We start from the raw sequence: 14,831 nt of genomic DNA, 5'->3' as shown, positions 1-14,831 counted from the left end.
TCTCCAACTTTTGGATGATTTTACACTGCGGGTGCAGCCCCGGCAGGCTGCATGCGCTGGGAAAGCACGCGGGTCACGCCGTCGCCGCGCATGGTCACGCCGTAGAGCACGTTCGCCACGTCCATGGTGGGCTTCTGGTGGGTGATCACGATGAGCTGGGAGTCCTGCCGCAGCTCCTCTAACAGGGCGATGAGGCGGCGGAGGTTGACGTCGTCAAGTGCTGCCTCAACCTCGTCGAGCACGTAGAACGGGCTGGGGCGCGCGCGGAAGATCGCGACCAGGAACGCGAGCGCCGTCAACGACTTCTCGCCGCCGGAAAGCAAGGACAGACGCTTGACTCGCTTGCCCGGCGGGCGGGCTTCGATCTCGATGCCGGTGGCGAGCATGTCCTCCGGCTCGGTGAGCACCAGCCGCGCCTCGCCGCCCGGGAACAGGGTCTGGAACACGCGCGGGAACTCCGCCTCCACGTCCGCCCAGGCGTCGGTGAACAGCTGCAGGATCTGCGCGTCCACGTCCTCGATCACGTTCGTGAGGTCCTTGCGCGCCTGAATGACGTCGTCGAGCTGCGTGCTCAAAAACGTGTAGCGCTCCTCCAACGCCTTGAACTCCTCCAGCGCCAGCGGGTTGACCTTGCCCAGGGCGCGCAGGTCCTTCTCCGCCTGCTTGAGCCGCTTCTGCTCGGCGTCGCGGTCGAAGTCCTCGCCCGGGGTGTAGTCCGCGAGCAGGTCGGCGACCGCGATGCCCAACGAGGAGGTGATGTTGGCCTCTGCCTCGTCGATGCGCACCTGCGCTTGCGAGCGCGCGATGTCGGACTGGTGCGCGTTGTCGGTCAGCCGCGCGAGCTGCTGGCGGGTGGCGCCCACCTGTTGGCGCGCCTGCTGCACCTTGCCCTGCAACGAGTTGACCTGCGCGTTCAGTTCGTCGCGCTGGGCGGTGGCGCGGGCGAGCGCGTCCTCGATGCGGGCGGCGAGGTCGCGCGCGTGCTTCTCGACGGCACCGGCCAGCTCCCCTTCCGCCCTCCGGCGAGCCATCGCCGCTTCATGGCGGGCCTTCGCCTGCCGCTCCTGCTCCGCCTGCCGTCGCAACGCGTCGCCCTTGCCGGCTTCCGCTTCGGCACGCTGCTGCGCGGTGCGCGAGGCGAGCGTGGCCTCCATCTCCAGCGACTTCGCGTGGTTGAGCGCGTTTCTGGCCTGGTCGCGCTGCTCCGTCGACGGCTCCTCGGGTGACTCAGCCACGTCCGTGTCCACGCGGGTGAGGCGGTCGCGCGTCTCCTCCAGCTCAGCCTTGCGCTGCGCCAGGCGCGCGTCCGCCTCGTTCGCCCTCGCCGCGGCGCGCTCGTGCTCGGACTTGTTCGCCTCGGCCTGCTTGACCAGGCGGGCGAGGTCGCGGCGCCAGGATTCCACCTCGGTGTCGTGCTCGCGCAGCGCGGCCTTGGCGGACGCGGCGCTCACACGGGCTTCGTCGGCGGCGACGGTCGCGCCTTCGAGGGTGCCCGCGAGCTCCTCGAGCAGCTGCTGTGCCTCGGCGAGCTCCGCCTTTGCGGCCTCGATGCGGGCGGAGACCTCCACCGTGGACGTCTGCCCCGTGCCGGCGGCGACCCACCCCTCACCCACCAGCACGCCGGCAGGCGTGACAGCGCGCAGGCGCGGGTCCTGTTCCACCACGCCGCGGGCGGCGGCGAGGTCGTCCGCCACCACCACGTCCGCGAGCAGGCGCGTGACCGGGCCAACCACCGTCGGATCCAGTTCGACGTGGTCGAGCAGCCAGTCCACCTCGCCGTCGGTGTCCAAGCGCCAGGTCGACCCGCCGCGCGCGTCCACCACCACCGTGCGCGCGGCGGACTCCAGTGCGCCGACCGCGTCGTCGGAGACCTCGCCCGCCAGCGCCTCGGCATGCTCGCCGAGTGCGGCAGCGAGCGCGCGGTCCAGCCCTGGCTCCACGGTGACCAGGCCGGCAAGGGCGGTGAATCCTTCCAGCACGTCCTCCGCCGAACGCTTCGGCGCCTGCTCCGCCAGGGTGTCAATGCGCGACTGCAGCGTCGCCACGGCCCGCTCGTGCTCGCGCTGCTTCGCCCTCAGCTGGTCCAGGCGCTTGTCCGCGGCATCGGACTCGGTGTGGGCACGGGCGAATGCGTCGTCGAGAGGCGAGCGCTCCGTCGCAAAGCCCGCAATGCGCTCCTCGACGGACGCGACCTCCGCATCGGCCGCACGCGCGCGCTGCTTGGTCTCCGCGAGCGTCTCCTCCAGGCGGCGCACCTCGTCGTCGGCCGCCTCGACCGCCGCTGCCTGGGACTCCTCCTGCGCGATCAGACGCACAACACCTTCACGACGGTCCGCGATCGCGCGCACCTGCGCCATGTGCTCGCGCTCGGCGGCGTCGAAGGCCTCCTGCCGCTCGGCCACCTCCTCGCGGATGGTCTCGAGCTTCTCCGCGGCCTCCTCGGCGGCTGCGAGGGCCTCGGCGTAGCGCTCGTCGGCAAGCGAAGCCCTCGCCTCCAGGTCCTCCGGATCCTGGCCCGCGTAGGGCGCGAACGAGTTGGAACTGCGGGCGCGCTCCGACGCGATGCGCTGAGTGGCGCTGACGCGCTCGGCCAGCGTGGACAACGCGAACCACAGCTGCTGCGCCTCCTGCGCCTGGGGCTGCAGCTCCTGCTGGCGGGCCTCGACGGCCTCCTGCTCCTCCACGGCGGTCTCCAGCGTCGCGGTGACGGTTTCCACCTGCTCCGCCAGCATCTCGGCGGCGCGCTCGGCGTCGGCGTACTTCGCACGAAGGCGCACCACCTGGTCACCGGCGAGCTTGAGCTTCGCGTCGCGCAGCTCCGCCTGCACCGCAGCGCCACGCTTGGCGGCCTCAGCCTGGCGGGCCAAGGGTTTGAGCTGCTTGCCAAGTTCCTCGGTGAGATCGGTGAGGCGGTCCAGGTTCGCCTGCATACCTGTGAGCTTGCGCTGCGCCTTCTCCCTGCGACGGCGGTGCTTGAGCACACCCGCAGCCTCCTCGATGAACGCGCGGCGCTCCTCGGGGCGCGAATCCAAGATCTCGGAGAGCTTGCCTTGGCCGACGATGATGTGCATCTCGCGGCCGATGCCGGAATCGGACAACAGCTCCTGGATGTCCATCAGGCGCGCCTTGGAGCCGTTGATCTCGTACTCCGAGGCGCCGTCGCGGAACATGCGGCGGGTAATGGCCACATCGGTGTAGTCGATGGGCAGGCGCTTGTCCGTGTTGTCGAAGGTGAGGGTGACCTCCGCGCGCCCCAGCGGCTTGCGGCCGCCCGCGCCGGCGAAGATGACGTCCTCCATCTTCCCGCCGCGCAGATTCTTCGCGCCCTGCTCGCCCATCACCCACGCGAGTGCATCCACCACGTTGGACTTGCCCGAGCCGTTCGGCCCCACCACAGCGCAGATCCCGGGCTCGAATTTCATCGTCGTCGCCGACGCGAAGGACTTGAATCCTTTGAGCGTCAGCGATTTCAGGTGCATTTTGTGGATGTTACCGCGCGCAAGCTAGCGCGCCTGCATGACCACGATGTAGCCCCAACCGTGACCGGCCACAAAGCCGTGCGCCGCACCGATGCCCACCGCGCGTGTGCTAGAAAGCATGTTGCGGTTGTGCCCCGGCGAAGTCCGCCACTGCTCAAACGCCGCCTCCGGGCTGTGCGAGCTGAAGGCGATGTTCTCGTACACATTCGCCCCCGAATGCCGGAAACTGTTCGTGCGGCTGAGCTCTTCGGCCCACGCCTGCGCTTGGGCATCCAACTGTTCAGTTCGCAACCACGGCAGCCGACCGTTCTGGATGCGGTAGAAGTTGATGTTGCGGTACATCTTCGCACGCGAGGCTTCCGCCACGTCCCACGGCAAACCGGGATCGTACTGGCGGGTGGGCAGGCTGCTCATGGCCGCGAAGCTGGAGGATAAGTCCTGCGCCTGCGCGGGTGCCGGAGCCAGCGTGATTGCGAGTGCGGCCGCTACCGCCGCGGTGCGTTTCCTCATCGCTCCTCAAACCCTTCCGCGCCCTTCGGCTCCCCGAACTGCGCCTGGACGTGCTCCACATTCCCCGGGCGCTTCGCCGTCGAAGGCTGCTCTTCAAGAAGGGCTTTGAGCTTCCCGACGTCACCTTCGGTCCCCTCCGCAACCACCTCTACCCTGCCATCAGCGAGGTTCTTCGCGTAGCCGGCCAAGCCCAGCTCGAGGGCGCGGGAGCGGGTCCACCATCGAAACCCCACCCCCTGGACATTGCCGCGGACGTGGGCGGTCATGCGTGTTGCTGTCATGGCGCCCAAGCGTAGCCGGGACTAACGCCCGTCGTAGCTCTCGCTGATGGTGATGCGGTCCTCTTCGCTGCGGCGGGTCACCGGGTCGGAGCCGTCCCAGTACTCCACGTTCTTCAGCTCCGGCAGCATCTCGCGGTGGAACACCGGGTCGATGCCCTTGCGACGCTGGTCGTTGAAGTTCTTCAGCAGCTTCAGCGCCACGCCGCCGAGCGGGACGATGGCGACGATGTTGAAGATGGCCAGCAGGCCGGCCATGGTGTCGCCGAGCGCCCACACCAGCGGAACAGAGCCGAACGCGCCGAAGATGACAAAGCCGATGACAACGAGGCGGAACACCGTCATCGCGGTCTTCGAGTCGGTGAGGTACTGCAGGTTCGCCTGCGCGAGGTAGTAGTTGCCGATCACGGAGGAGAACGCCAGGAAGAACAGGATGAACGTGATGGCGTGCGCGCCCCATGCGCCGACGGAGTCGGCCAACGCGGACTGGGTCAGCGAGGCGCCCTGGATGTCGTCGCGGCCGTAGGTCACAGCCGGGCCGAGCAGCACCACGAACGCGGTGATGGAGCAGACCAGCAGGGTGTCGAAGTACACGCCGAGGGTCTGCACGAGGCCCTGCTTGACGGGGTGGGACACCGTGGCGGTTGCGGCTGCGTTCGGAGCGGAGCCCATACCGGCCTCGTTGGAGAACAGGCCGCGGCGCATACCCTGCATGAACGCGGCGCCGATGCCGGCGCCGACAATCTGCTCGAGGCCCAGGGCGTGGCCGACGATCATCCCGATCATGCCCGGGATCTCGCGCCAGTTGATCACCAGCACGGCCAGGCCGAGGAGGATGTAGGCGCCGGCCATGAACGGCACGATGACCTGGGTCCAGGAGGCGATGCGGGTCACGCCGCCGAAGATGACCAGTGCGGTCAGCACAGCAATCACGCCGGCGACAACACCCTTGAGCGCGACGGAGTCGGTGCCCAGGGAGCCGCCGACTGCCTCGACGATGGAGTTGGTCTGGATGGCGTTGTAGACGAAGCCGTAGGTGACGGCCAAAAACGCGGAGAAGATCACGGCCAGCGGCTTCCAGCCCAGGCCGCGCGTCATGTAGTAGGCCGGCCCGCCGTGGTAGTTGCCCTCGGCGTCCTTGGTCTTCCACAGCTGCGCAAGGGTGGACTCCACGAACGCGGTGGCGCCGCCGAGCAGGGCAAGCATCCACATCCAGAACACCGAGCCGGGCCCGCCGATGGAGATCGCCAGCGCCACGCCGGCGATGTTGCCGGTGCCCACGCGCGAGGCGGCGGAAATGGTGAAGGCCTTGAATGCGGACAGGCCGCCGTACTCTTCATCGAGGTCGCGCCCCTCGCGGTCCTTGCCCTTCGGGGTTTCGGCGACCGCCTTGAGCATCTCCGGGAACAGGCGGATTTGAACGAACAGTGTGCGCACGCCGAAGTAGACGCCGGCGAGGACGAGGAACACGGGGACGACGTTCCAGATCACGCCGTTGAGAGTGTCCTCGACGAATGAGGTAGCGGTTTCCATGGCGGGCAGTGTATCGCCAGGTTGCCCACATCACACAACGACGGGTCTTTGAGCTACCCCTCCACCTCCGGTGTGCACACCTCGCCAGGCTGAATCGCGCCGTGGGTGCCAAACTCGCGCTGCCAGTACAGCAGCGGGCAGTTGGTGTTGACGTCGGCGGCGGCAACGTCGACAAGCACGAGCACATGGTCGCCCGCCTCAATCCGCTGCGCCACACTCCCGGCCACCCAGGTGTGGTTGCCGGCCAGCTGCGGCGCGCCGTCCGCCATCTGCCACTCCACCCCCGCGAAGCGGTCCACCCCCTTCGAGGCGAAGCGCCGCGCGAGCAGGTTCTGCTCGGTGGAGAGCACATTAATGCCTATCGACGCACCTTCGGACAACAACGCCAACAGCGATGACCTCTTGTCCAGAGACACCAGCACCATCGGCGGATCCAGCGACAGGGACATAAACGCGCTGACGGTGGTGCCGTGCGGGTCTGTCGCGGAACCGGTGGTCACGATTGCCACCGCGGCAGCCAGCTGGCTCATTGCGTCTTTGAATGCTGACTGATCAACCATGTCGCACCACCGTACTCGCGCGCTAGCGCACCTGGCAGACCGGGCAGAAGTAACTGGAGCGCCCGCCGACCGTCACGCGCTCGATCGGGGTGCCGCAGCGCGCGCAGGGTGTGCCCGCCTGCCCGTAGGCGTTGAGCGAACGGGAGAAGTACCCGGACGCGCCGTTGACGTTGACGTACAGCGAGTCGAAGCTGGTGCCGCCTTGCTCCAGCGAGCGGGCCATCACCTCGCGCGAGGCGTCCAGCACGGCCTCCGCGTCGCGCTGCCGCATGGTTTTCGCGCTGCGCCAGGGTTTCAGGCGCGCGGCCCACATAGCCTCGTCGGCGTAGATGGAGCCGATGCCGCTGACCACCTCCTGGTTCAGCAGCACATTCTTCAGCGGCGATCTTCTACGCCGCATCGCGCGGGCGGTCTCGCGCAGGTCGAAGTCGTCCTCAAACGGGTCGGGAGCGATGTGCAGCGCGGGCTGCGGGACACCGCCCACAAGCTGCGTGTACTGCCAAAACCCGAAGGTGCGCTGGTCCACAAAATCCAGCTCCACCTCCCCCATGTCGGCGCGGATGCGCAGGTGCGGAGAGGTCACGGTGCCATGCTTTGCGACGAGCATCTGCCCGCTCATGCGCAAATGCACGAGGAGTGCTGCGCCGTCGCTGAGCGTGAACCACATGTATTTGCCGCGACGGCCAGTGCCGGTAATTGTCAACCCCGGCAAGGTTTGCGTCAGGTCCACGGTGTTGCCGCGGGCGGCGCGGGGGTGCAGCACCTCCACCCGCTGGAAGGTGCGGCCGACCACGTGCTGGTCCAGCCCGCGTCGCACCACCTCAACCTCGGGCAGCTCAGGCATTGCCGCGCACGGCCTCCGCTGCGTGGTCGCGCAGGTACAGCACCGCCTGGTGGGCCGCCTCCTGCTCCGCCAGCTTCTTGTTCGGGCCGGTGCCGGTGCCGCGGGAAACCCCGCCCACCAGCGCCTGCGCGGTAAACGTCTGGTTGTGCTCGGGACCTTCAGCCTCGGAGACGTACTCCGCCACCGGCAGCTTCAGTTCGGCCAGGCGCACCTGCAGGTCGGTCTTCCAGTCGTGGTGCTTCTTGCTCACGGTGGCGGTGCGGAGCTTTTCGTCGAAAAGCTTGAGTATCACATCGCGCGCCGGCTCGAAGCCGTGCTGCAAGTAAATCGCGCCGAAGATGGCCTCGGTGGTGTCTGCGAGGATCGACTCCTTCTCGCGGCCGCCGGTGAGCTCCTCACCCTTGCCGATGAGCACGTGGGCGCCCAGGTCGATCTCGCGGGCGATGTCCGCCAAGCCGTAGCGCGAGACGATGGCCGCGCGCATCGGCGACAGGTCGGATTCCGGGCGCGACGGGTACAGCTCGAAAAGCTTGGTGGCCACGGACAAACCCAGCACGGCGTCTCCGACGAACTCCAGACGCTCATTGTTGGGCAGGTGCCCGTGCTCGTTGGCGAACGAGCGGTGGGTCAGCGCAAGCTTCAGGCTATCGCGCTCGATGTCCACGCCGAGGTGCGCAATGAGCGGGGCGTGGTCGACGGCGTCAAACGCCTGCTCCCACAGCTCGTCCGCGTTGCCCTTGTTCTTCTTCGAGCGACTCACAGGAACTTCTCCAGGTCGGCCCAGCGCGGGTCGACCAGGTTGTTTTCCTCGCCCTCGACCGCGTCCGGGGCCGGCACGTCGGTGTCGCCCTCGCACTCCGGCTGGCAGGTGGGGTTGAACGGCCAGTTCATGCCGGCCTCGTCCACGAACGCCTGCTCTAGGTCCACGGTGCCGTCGACAACCTTGTGGATCTCGTCGCCGGAGCCCTGGTCCTCTTCTTCCTCACTGTCGCCGGTGATGAAGTCGTCCGAGGCGGAAAACACCTCGGAGATGCGCAGCGTCTCGGTCGGGGTGAGCTCCTTTAAGCAGCGCACGCACTGGCCCTCAAGCTGCGCGGTCGCGGTGGCATCCACCATCACGCCGGAACCCAGCGGGATCAGCGTCGCCTCAACTTCAACCTCGCGCCCTGCCGGGATGGCGATCATCTCGGGGCCGATGCGCGACGGGGACGGGCCTGTCTGTGTCGCCGTCTCTGGGGTGCCGTCGCCGCCGAGCACGTCGCTGACATCGAATACGAAAGGATTGGTAGACATAACGGCAACAGACTACCCGTTAGTAGTCGTCGCGTCGGCCGCGAACCGCAGCACCAGCGGCGCCGGCGCCGCGGCGCAGCGCGGAGCGGTCGGAGGAGACGGTCTGCAGCACGTTTCGCAGCCCCTCCTCAAACTCGGCGAGCTTGGAATCGACGTAGTCGTCGCACTCCGAGCGCAGGCGGTTGGACTCTGCGGTCGCTTCATCCACCAGGCGGTGCGCCTCCTCGTCGGCGCGGCGCATGACCTCGGACTCGGAGATGAGGCGCTCCTGCTCCGCCAGGCCCTTATCCACGGTGCGCTGGTACTCCGCGTTGCCGGATTCGACGATGTTGTCGGCCTCGCGCTGCGCGTTGTTCACGGTCATCTCGGCCACGTTCTGCGCCTGGGTGACCATCATGTTGGACTCTTCCTCCGCGTCGGTGACCAGGTTGGTCGCACGCGCCTGCGCGTCGGAGAGCATCGACTCGGACTCGGAGTGCGCGTCGGAGACGATGCGGCGGGCATCCTCCTCCGCGTCGCCGACGAGCATGTCGGCGCGGTCCTGCGCCCCGCGCAGGATCTCGTCCTGCTTGTCCAGCACGTCCTGCGCGTCGTCCAAGTCGACGGGCAGGGCGTTCCGGAGGTCGTCGAGAAGCCCAAGCATCTCGTTGCGGGGAACCATGCAATTGGAGGTCATGGGCACGCCGTAGGCCTGCTCCAGGGTCTGAACTAGCTCATCCAGGGCTTCAAAAACGCGGTACATGGTGCCTAAGCGTACCCGCTGAAACGTTAAATCACGCCCTGGGCGAGCATCGCGTCGGCAACCTTTTTAAAACCGGCGATATTTGCGCCAATGACGTAGTCGCCTGCGTGGTCGTATTCCTCTGCGGTGTCCTTGGCCACCGTGAAGATGTTGGACATGATCTGCTGCAGGCGGTCGTCCGTGTAGTCGAAGGACCAGGAGTCGCGCGAGGCGTTCTGCTGCATCTCCAGCGCGGAGGTGGCCACGCCGCCGGCGTTGGCGGCCTTGCCCGGGCCGAAGCAGACGCCGCGCTCGCGGAATACCTCCACCGCTTCGGCGGTGGACGGCATGTTCGCGCCCTCCGCGACGTAACGCACGCCGTTGTCAACGAGGGTACGCGCATGGTCGCCGTTGAGCTCGTTCTGCGTCGCACACGGCAGCGCCACGTCCGCCTTCAGGTCCCAGATGGAGCCGTCGCTGTGGAAGGTCGCGCCCGTGGCCTCCTCCACGTACTCGGACACGCGCCCGCGGCGCTTCTCCTTGATCTCCTGGACGAGCTCGATGTCCACGCCGTTCGGGGTTTCCACCCAGCCGGAGGAATCGGAGAAGCCAACCACAGTTGCGCCGAGCTCCTGCGCCTTCTTCATCGCGTAGATCGCCACATTGCCGGAGCCGGAGACGATCACCTTCGCGCCGTCGATGGAGTCACCGTTCGCCTTCATCATCTCGTTGGTGAAGTAGACGCTGCCGTAACCGGTGGCCTCCTTGCGCACCAGGGAGCCGCCCCAGGTCAGCCCCTTGCCGGTGAGCACGCCGGACTCGTGCTGGTTCACCAGGCGGCGGTACTGGCCGAACAGGTAGCCGATCTCGCGGGCGCCCACGCCGATGTCGCCGGCGGGCACGTCACGGTACTCGCCGATGTGGCGCCACAGTTCCGTCATGAAGGACTGGCAAAAGCGCATGATCTCCCCGTCGGAGCGGCCCTTCGGGTCAAAGTCGGAGCCGCCCTTGCCGCCGCCGATGGGCAGGCCGGTCAGGGAGTTTTTGAAGATCTGCTCGAAGCCGAGGAATTTGATGATGCCCAGGTTCACGCTCGGGTGGAAGCGCAGCCCGCCCTTGTACGGGCCGAGCGCGGAGTTGAACTGGACACGGAAGCCGCGGTTGACGCGCACATTGTTGTCGTCGTCCAGCCAGGGCACGCGGAAGATGATCTGGCGCTCCGGCTCGCAGAGGCGCTCGATCAGGCCGTAGTCCGCGTAGTGCGGGTCCTTGCCCAGCACGATCTTCAGCGAATCCAGCACTTCGGCAACCGCCTGGTGGAACTCCGGCTCGCCCGCGTTGCGCTCCAGCAGCTTCTGGTAGTAGCCGGCAACTTCTTGGTCAATCGCGCTCATTGGGCGTGGCCTCCGATATCTATAGCTATGCAGAATTATGTACCGCACAAACTTTACAACACCATTCGGCCGCGCGTTGCCGCCAGCTAAACTTTCCCCATGGTTTCTCCCCTCGACGCAGTTCCGTCGCCCAAAATCGTTGTCGCGCCGGACTCCTTCAAATCCACCGCAACCGCCGCCGAGGCCGCCGAATGGCTCGCCGAAGGCGTGCGCTCCGTCATCCGCGACGCGCAGATCGTGCTCACCCCCATGGCCGACGGCGGCGAAGGCACCTCGTCGTTGTTCGAGGGCGAGCGCATTTGCTTGCCGACGACTACCGCGGCCGGCCGCCTCACCGAAGCGGAGTACACCTTCCACGCCCCGAGCAAGACCGCCTACATCGACGTCGCCGCGGCCTCCGGCCTGCCCGCGGTGGACGAGCCGGTGCCGCTGACCGGCGACACGTACGGCACCGGCGTGCTCATCGCGGACGCCGAGACCCGCGGCGCCGAGCGCATCGTGCTGGGGCTCGGCGGCACCGCCACCGTCGACGGCGGCACCGGCATCCTCGTCGCCCTGGGTGTCAACCCCCTGGATCAGGCCGGCTACCAGCTCAAACCCGGCGGCGGGGCGTTGGAGCAGCTGGCAAACTTCGACACCGCGAAGGTCAATGTGCCCGCCGGTGCGGTGGAGTGGGTGCTTTTGACGGACACCACCGCGCCCGCCACCGGCCTCCAGGGCGCGGCGCACGTGTTCGGCCCGCAGAAGGGCGCAACGGAAGAAGACATCGAGGTGCTCGACCAGGGCCTGGCGCGTCTGTGCGAGGTCGCGGACGTGGACCCGTCCACCCCGGGCCTGGGCGCTGCGGGAGGCGTGGGCATCGGCATCACGTGGCTGTCCACCATGCTCCACGGGGACGCCTCCCACGTGCACATCCTGCCCGGCGCGCGCGTGGTGGCGGATTCCAACGGGTTGGCGGAGCAGGTCGAGGGCGCGGCCCTGGTGATCACCGGTGAGGGCCGCTTTGACGGGCAGACCGGCACCGGCAAGGTCGCCTCCGTCGTCGGTGAGCTGGCCCGCGGGGCCGGCGCGGCGTTCGCGGTGGCCGCAGGAAGCTTCGACGAGCAGCCGGAGGAGGGCACCATCGCGGTCACGCTGGCGGAGTCCGACAACGTGCGCGAGCAGCTCACCCAGGCCGGCGCAGAGATCGCCGTGGCCTACCTCAACACTTCCACGGTCCAGGGGTAGATCGAGGGCGACTCGAAGCGGTCCTGGTCCTCCAGCATCACCGGGTCTTTCGGCAGGTCCACCTTCGGCGTTAGGATGCGCGACAGGCCCATGGCCAGGCGGTTGAGGCTGTCGGCCCCTTCGGGCGTGATGCTGTAGCGGAACACCTCGGCCTCCGCGGGGTCTTCGCCCCGGTCCCGCTCGTAGGTTTCGGCCAGCTGGGCGCGCACGGAGTCGTCGATAAGCACCTGCTCCATCTCCACCGTGCCCGCGGTGAGCATCCCCCGGTGCACGAGGATGTCGAGTGCGCGCTGAAATACCTGCTTGACCTCGCCGGCGACGGTCGGCGGGACGAGGACGTCGAATTGGATCACAGACATGCGTGTAAGGCTAACCGGTATGGTTGCGTGCATGTCCAACCCCGCCGTGAACCCAGCTCACTCCTACCACGTTGCGCTGCGGACCATGGCGGACGGGACGCTCAAGCAGGTCAATCCCTTCTCCGGCACGGAGGTGTGGACGGTGCCGGGGCGCGGCAACAGGCCCCTGGCCGCAGCTGGCGCCCCGCCGGAGCCCTTGATGCCCGGCGCGCACACGGACACCTGCAATTTCTGCGAAGCGCGCAAGCTGCGCACCCCGCCGGAGAAGTCGCGTCTGGTCGCCGACGGCGAGGGGTTTGCCATCCTGCGCGACACCATGCCCGACGAGTTGGACAACACGGTCGCGGAGTTTCGGCGGGTGCCCAACCTGTTCGAGATTGTCAGCTACGACTACTGGCAGAAGAACTACGGATACGAGATGCCCACGGCGCGCCGCGTCCACATGGAGCGCTACCTGGCGGATCCCGCCGGGCGCGAGCATGTGCTGGCAACCGTGCGCACCCGCCTGGCCGCGGCGGGACAGGACCCGGACAGGCCCGACGAAGAGCTGCTTGAGCTCGCCCCGGCGTACTTCGGCGGTGGGCACGACGTGATCATCGGCCGGCGCCACTACCAGGACGGTGCTGAGAATTCGACGCAGCTCGCCGGCTCCGGGTCGCTGACCCCGGAGGAGCACTACCGCTTCATCGCGTTCACCGTGGATTCGCTGCGCGACCTGGTGGAGCAGCACACCTACGCCCGCTACGTGGTGGTGTTCCAAAACTGGCTTTCGCCCGCCGGCGCGTCGTTCGAGCACCTGCACAAGCAGCTCGTAGCCATCGACGAGCGCGGCGTCAACGCCGAAACCGAGACCGCGAAGCTGCGCCAGAATTTGAACCTGTACAACGACTGGGGCGTCAACCACGCGTTTTACCAAAACCTGGTGATCGCGGAGAACGACCACGCCATCCTCACCGCCGGCGTGGGCCACCGCTACCCCACCATGACGGTGTATTCGAAGTCGCGCGCCAGCGAGCCGTGGGAGCACACGGACGAAGAGGTCCGAGCGGTCTCCGACCTGCTGCACGCGGCGCACGCCGCCACCGGCGGGCAGGTGGCCACCAACGAGGAGTGGCACTACCGCCCCGTGGACCTGGACGTGGCCATGCCGTGGCGCATCAACCTGAAATGGCGCATCTCCACCCTCGCCGGCTTCGAGGGCGGCACGCAGATTTACGTGAACACGCTCTCGCCGTTCGACATGCGCGACCGCGCCACCGCGGCACTTCGCACATTGCGTAGCGACGGCCACGTGTCCGCCACCCTGCGCATCGCCGAGGAATGCACCCCGGCACCCAACCTATTGCGATATAACCCAAATTTGGAGAGATGAATTTTGAGTAATATTTCCGAGATTTTGCACTCCTACTCCGTCGACGAGGTGTGGCAGCGCCGCCTCTACGAGCTGCTGCACGCCAACCCGGAGCTGTCCTTGCAGGAGGAGGAGACCTACAGCCGCCTGATGATGGAGCTTTCGCGCTTCGACTGCGAAGTCATCGCCCCGATCGGCAAGTTCGGCATCTGCGCCGTCTTCGAAAACGGCGAGGGCCCGACCGTGATGCACCGCGCGGACTTCGACGGCCTGCCGGTGACCGAGCAGACCGGCGCGCCGTACGCCTCCCACAAGGTGGCCAAGACCGCCGACGGGCAGACCGTGGGCACCATGCACGCCTGCGGCCACGACATCCACACCACCGCGCTGCTGAGCATGTGCGACTTTTTGGACAACACCCGCGAGCACTGGTCCGGCACCTTCATCGCCCTGTTCCAGCCGGGCGAGGAGATCGGCGCTGGCGCCCAGGACATGGCCGATAACGGCCTGACCGAGAAGGTGCCGGCGCCGGACGTGGTCTTCGGCCAGCACGTCATGCCCGGCCGCGCCGGCGAGGTGATGTCCAAGCCTGGCCCGCAGTTCGCCGCCTGCGACTCCATCCGCATCAAGATCCCCGGCCAGGCCGCCCACGGCTCCATGCCGCACAACGCCATCGACCCCACCTACACCGCGGCGATGATCATCGCCCGCCTCCAGGCGGTCGTTGGCCGCGAGGTGGATCCGGCGGACTTCGCCGTGGTCACCGTGGCCAGCATGCACGCCGGCACCACCAACAACATCATCCCGGGCGAGGCCGAGCTGGTGCTGAACTGCCGCTTCTACTCCGACCGGGTCAAGGCGAAGGTGTACTCCGCCATCAAGCGCGTGGTCCACGCCGAGGTGCTGGCCTCCGGCTCGCTGGACCAGGCCATGATCTCGTTTTTCGCCCACGGCGAGCTGCTGGACAACGACGAAGAAGTCTTTGACCGCGTCCGCGAGCAGTTCGACGGCGTCTTCGGCGACGCCTCCGTCACCGCCGACCCGAAGACCGTCTCCGAGGACTTCCCCGTCATCGGCCAGGCCTACGGCGCGCCCTACTTCTTCTGGCTTGTCGGCTGCACGCCCCACGACGTGTGGGACAAGGCCGTGGAGGAAGACCGCGTCGGCGAGGACGTGCCGGTCAACCACATGTCCACCTTCCTGCCGGAGTACGAGCCCACCATCGACGCCTCCACCCGCGCCGGACTGACCGCGGTGCTGACCTACTTGGCTAAGTAGCTCA

At 67.5% G+C, this 14,831-nt stretch carries 14 protein-coding genes; 3 read left to right on the top strand and 11 right to left on the bottom strand.

Going from position 1 to position 14,831, the window contains the following annotated elements:
* Window positions 1-20: 20 nt before the first annotated feature.
* Genes smc through gdhA form a run of 10 tightly spaced genes read right to left on the bottom strand, consistent with a single transcriptional unit; the run spans window position 21 to window position 10,612 of the window.
* Window positions 21-3,479: a chromosome segregation protein SMC gene (smc, locus tag O5O53_RS07090; protein WP_269510396.1), complete on the bottom strand. Its 3,459-nt coding sequence runs from the start codon at window positions 3,477-3,479 to the stop codon at window positions 21-23.
* A 24-nt stretch (window positions 3,480-3,503) separates the two neighbouring features.
* Entirely contained in the window at window positions 3,504-3,989 is a 486-nt protein-coding gene (locus O5O53_RS07085) for a CAP domain-containing protein (RefSeq protein ID WP_269510395.1), read from the bottom strand.
* Complete coding sequence (locus O5O53_RS07080) at window positions 3,986-4,270, bottom strand: acylphosphatase (protein WP_269510394.1); 285 nt, start codon at window positions 4,268-4,270, stop codon at window positions 3,986-3,988. Before O5O53_RS07080 ends, O5O53_RS07085 begins: the two co-directional genes overlap by 4 nt.
* A 21-nt stretch (window positions 4,271-4,291) precedes the next feature.
* On the bottom strand, window positions 4,292-5,800 hold the full coding sequence (locus O5O53_RS07075) for an alanine/glycine:cation symporter family protein (protein ID WP_269510393.1): 1,509 nt from the start codon (window positions 5,798-5,800) through the stop codon (window positions 4,292-4,294).
* A gap of 53 nt (window positions 5,801-5,853) precedes the next feature.
* Window positions 5,854-6,360 carry a flavin reductase family protein gene (locus tag O5O53_RS07070; protein WP_239307617.1) on the bottom strand — a complete coding sequence of 169 codons (507 nt, stop codon included), beginning with the start codon at window positions 6,358-6,360 and terminating at the stop codon, window positions 5,854-5,856.
* Window positions 6,361-6,382: 22 nt separating this feature from the next.
* Window positions 6,383-7,204 (bottom strand): bifunctional DNA-formamidopyrimidine glycosylase/DNA-(apurinic or apyrimidinic site) lyase, encoded by an 822-nt coding sequence (gene mutM / locus O5O53_RS07065; protein ID WP_269510391.1) that lies wholly within the window; start codon window positions 7,202-7,204, stop codon window positions 6,383-6,385.
* Window positions 7,197-7,964, bottom strand: coding sequence for a ribonuclease III (gene rnc, locus O5O53_RS07060; protein ID WP_269510390.1), 768 nt, complete (start codon window positions 7,962-7,964; stop codon window positions 7,197-7,199). The genes mutM and rnc overlap by 8 nt, the downstream gene beginning before the upstream one ends.
* Complete coding sequence (locus O5O53_RS07055) at window positions 7,961-8,497, bottom strand: YceD family protein (RefSeq protein WP_269510388.1); 537 nt, start codon at window positions 8,495-8,497, stop codon at window positions 7,961-7,963. The genes rnc and O5O53_RS07055 overlap by 4 nt, the downstream gene beginning before the upstream one ends.
* A 19-nt stretch (window positions 8,498-8,516) precedes the next feature.
* Window positions 8,517-9,239: a DivIVA domain-containing protein gene (locus O5O53_RS07050; protein ID WP_239307613.1), complete on the bottom strand. Its 723-nt coding sequence runs from the start codon at window positions 9,237-9,239 to the stop codon at window positions 8,517-8,519.
* Between the two features lie 26 nt (window positions 9,240-9,265).
* Window positions 9,266-10,612, bottom strand: coding sequence for an NADP-specific glutamate dehydrogenase (gene gdhA, locus O5O53_RS07045; RefSeq protein ID WP_269510387.1), 1,347 nt, complete (start codon window positions 10,610-10,612; stop codon window positions 9,266-9,268).
* A gap of 99 nt (window positions 10,613-10,711) precedes the next feature.
* Between gdhA and O5O53_RS07040 the strand changes: the two genes are divergently transcribed.
* On the top strand, window positions 10,712-11,839 hold the full coding sequence (locus tag O5O53_RS07040) for a glycerate kinase family protein (RefSeq protein ID WP_269510386.1): 1,128 nt from the start codon (window positions 10,712-10,714) through the stop codon (window positions 11,837-11,839).
* On the opposite strand, the gene O5O53_RS07035 is transcribed toward O5O53_RS07040, so the two are convergent.
* On the bottom strand, window positions 11,809-12,198 hold the full coding sequence (locus O5O53_RS07035; RefSeq protein ID WP_269510385.1) for a hypothetical protein: 390 nt from the start codon (window positions 12,196-12,198) through the stop codon (window positions 11,809-11,811). The two genes, O5O53_RS07040 and O5O53_RS07035, sit on opposite strands and share 31 nt — an antisense overlap.
* Before the next feature lie 31 nt (window positions 12,199-12,229).
* Here O5O53_RS07035 and O5O53_RS07030 point away from each other — a divergent pair, with 31 nt between their 5' ends.
* Both O5O53_RS07030 and O5O53_RS07025 read left to right on the top strand, forming a co-directional pair.
* Window positions 12,230-13,570, top strand: a complete 1,341-nt coding sequence (locus O5O53_RS07030) for a DUF4921 family protein (protein WP_269510384.1) — start codon at window positions 12,230-12,232, stop codon at window positions 13,568-13,570.
* Between the two features lie 3 nt (window positions 13,571-13,573).
* Entirely contained in the window at window positions 13,574-14,827 is a 1,254-nt protein-coding gene (locus tag O5O53_RS07025) for an amidohydrolase (protein ID WP_269510383.1), read from the top strand.
* Window positions 14,828-14,831 lie beyond the last annotated feature (4 nt).

Origin of the sequence: Corynebacterium faecium, assembly GCF_027257105.1 — a bacterium.
In the GTDB taxonomy this organism is placed as follows: Bacteria; Actinomycetota; Actinomycetes; order Mycobacteriales; family Mycobacteriaceae; genus Corynebacterium; species Corynebacterium lehmanniae.
The sequence above is the reverse complement of the archived record's forward strand: the minus strand, read 5'-3'. Positions and strand labels throughout refer to the sequence as shown.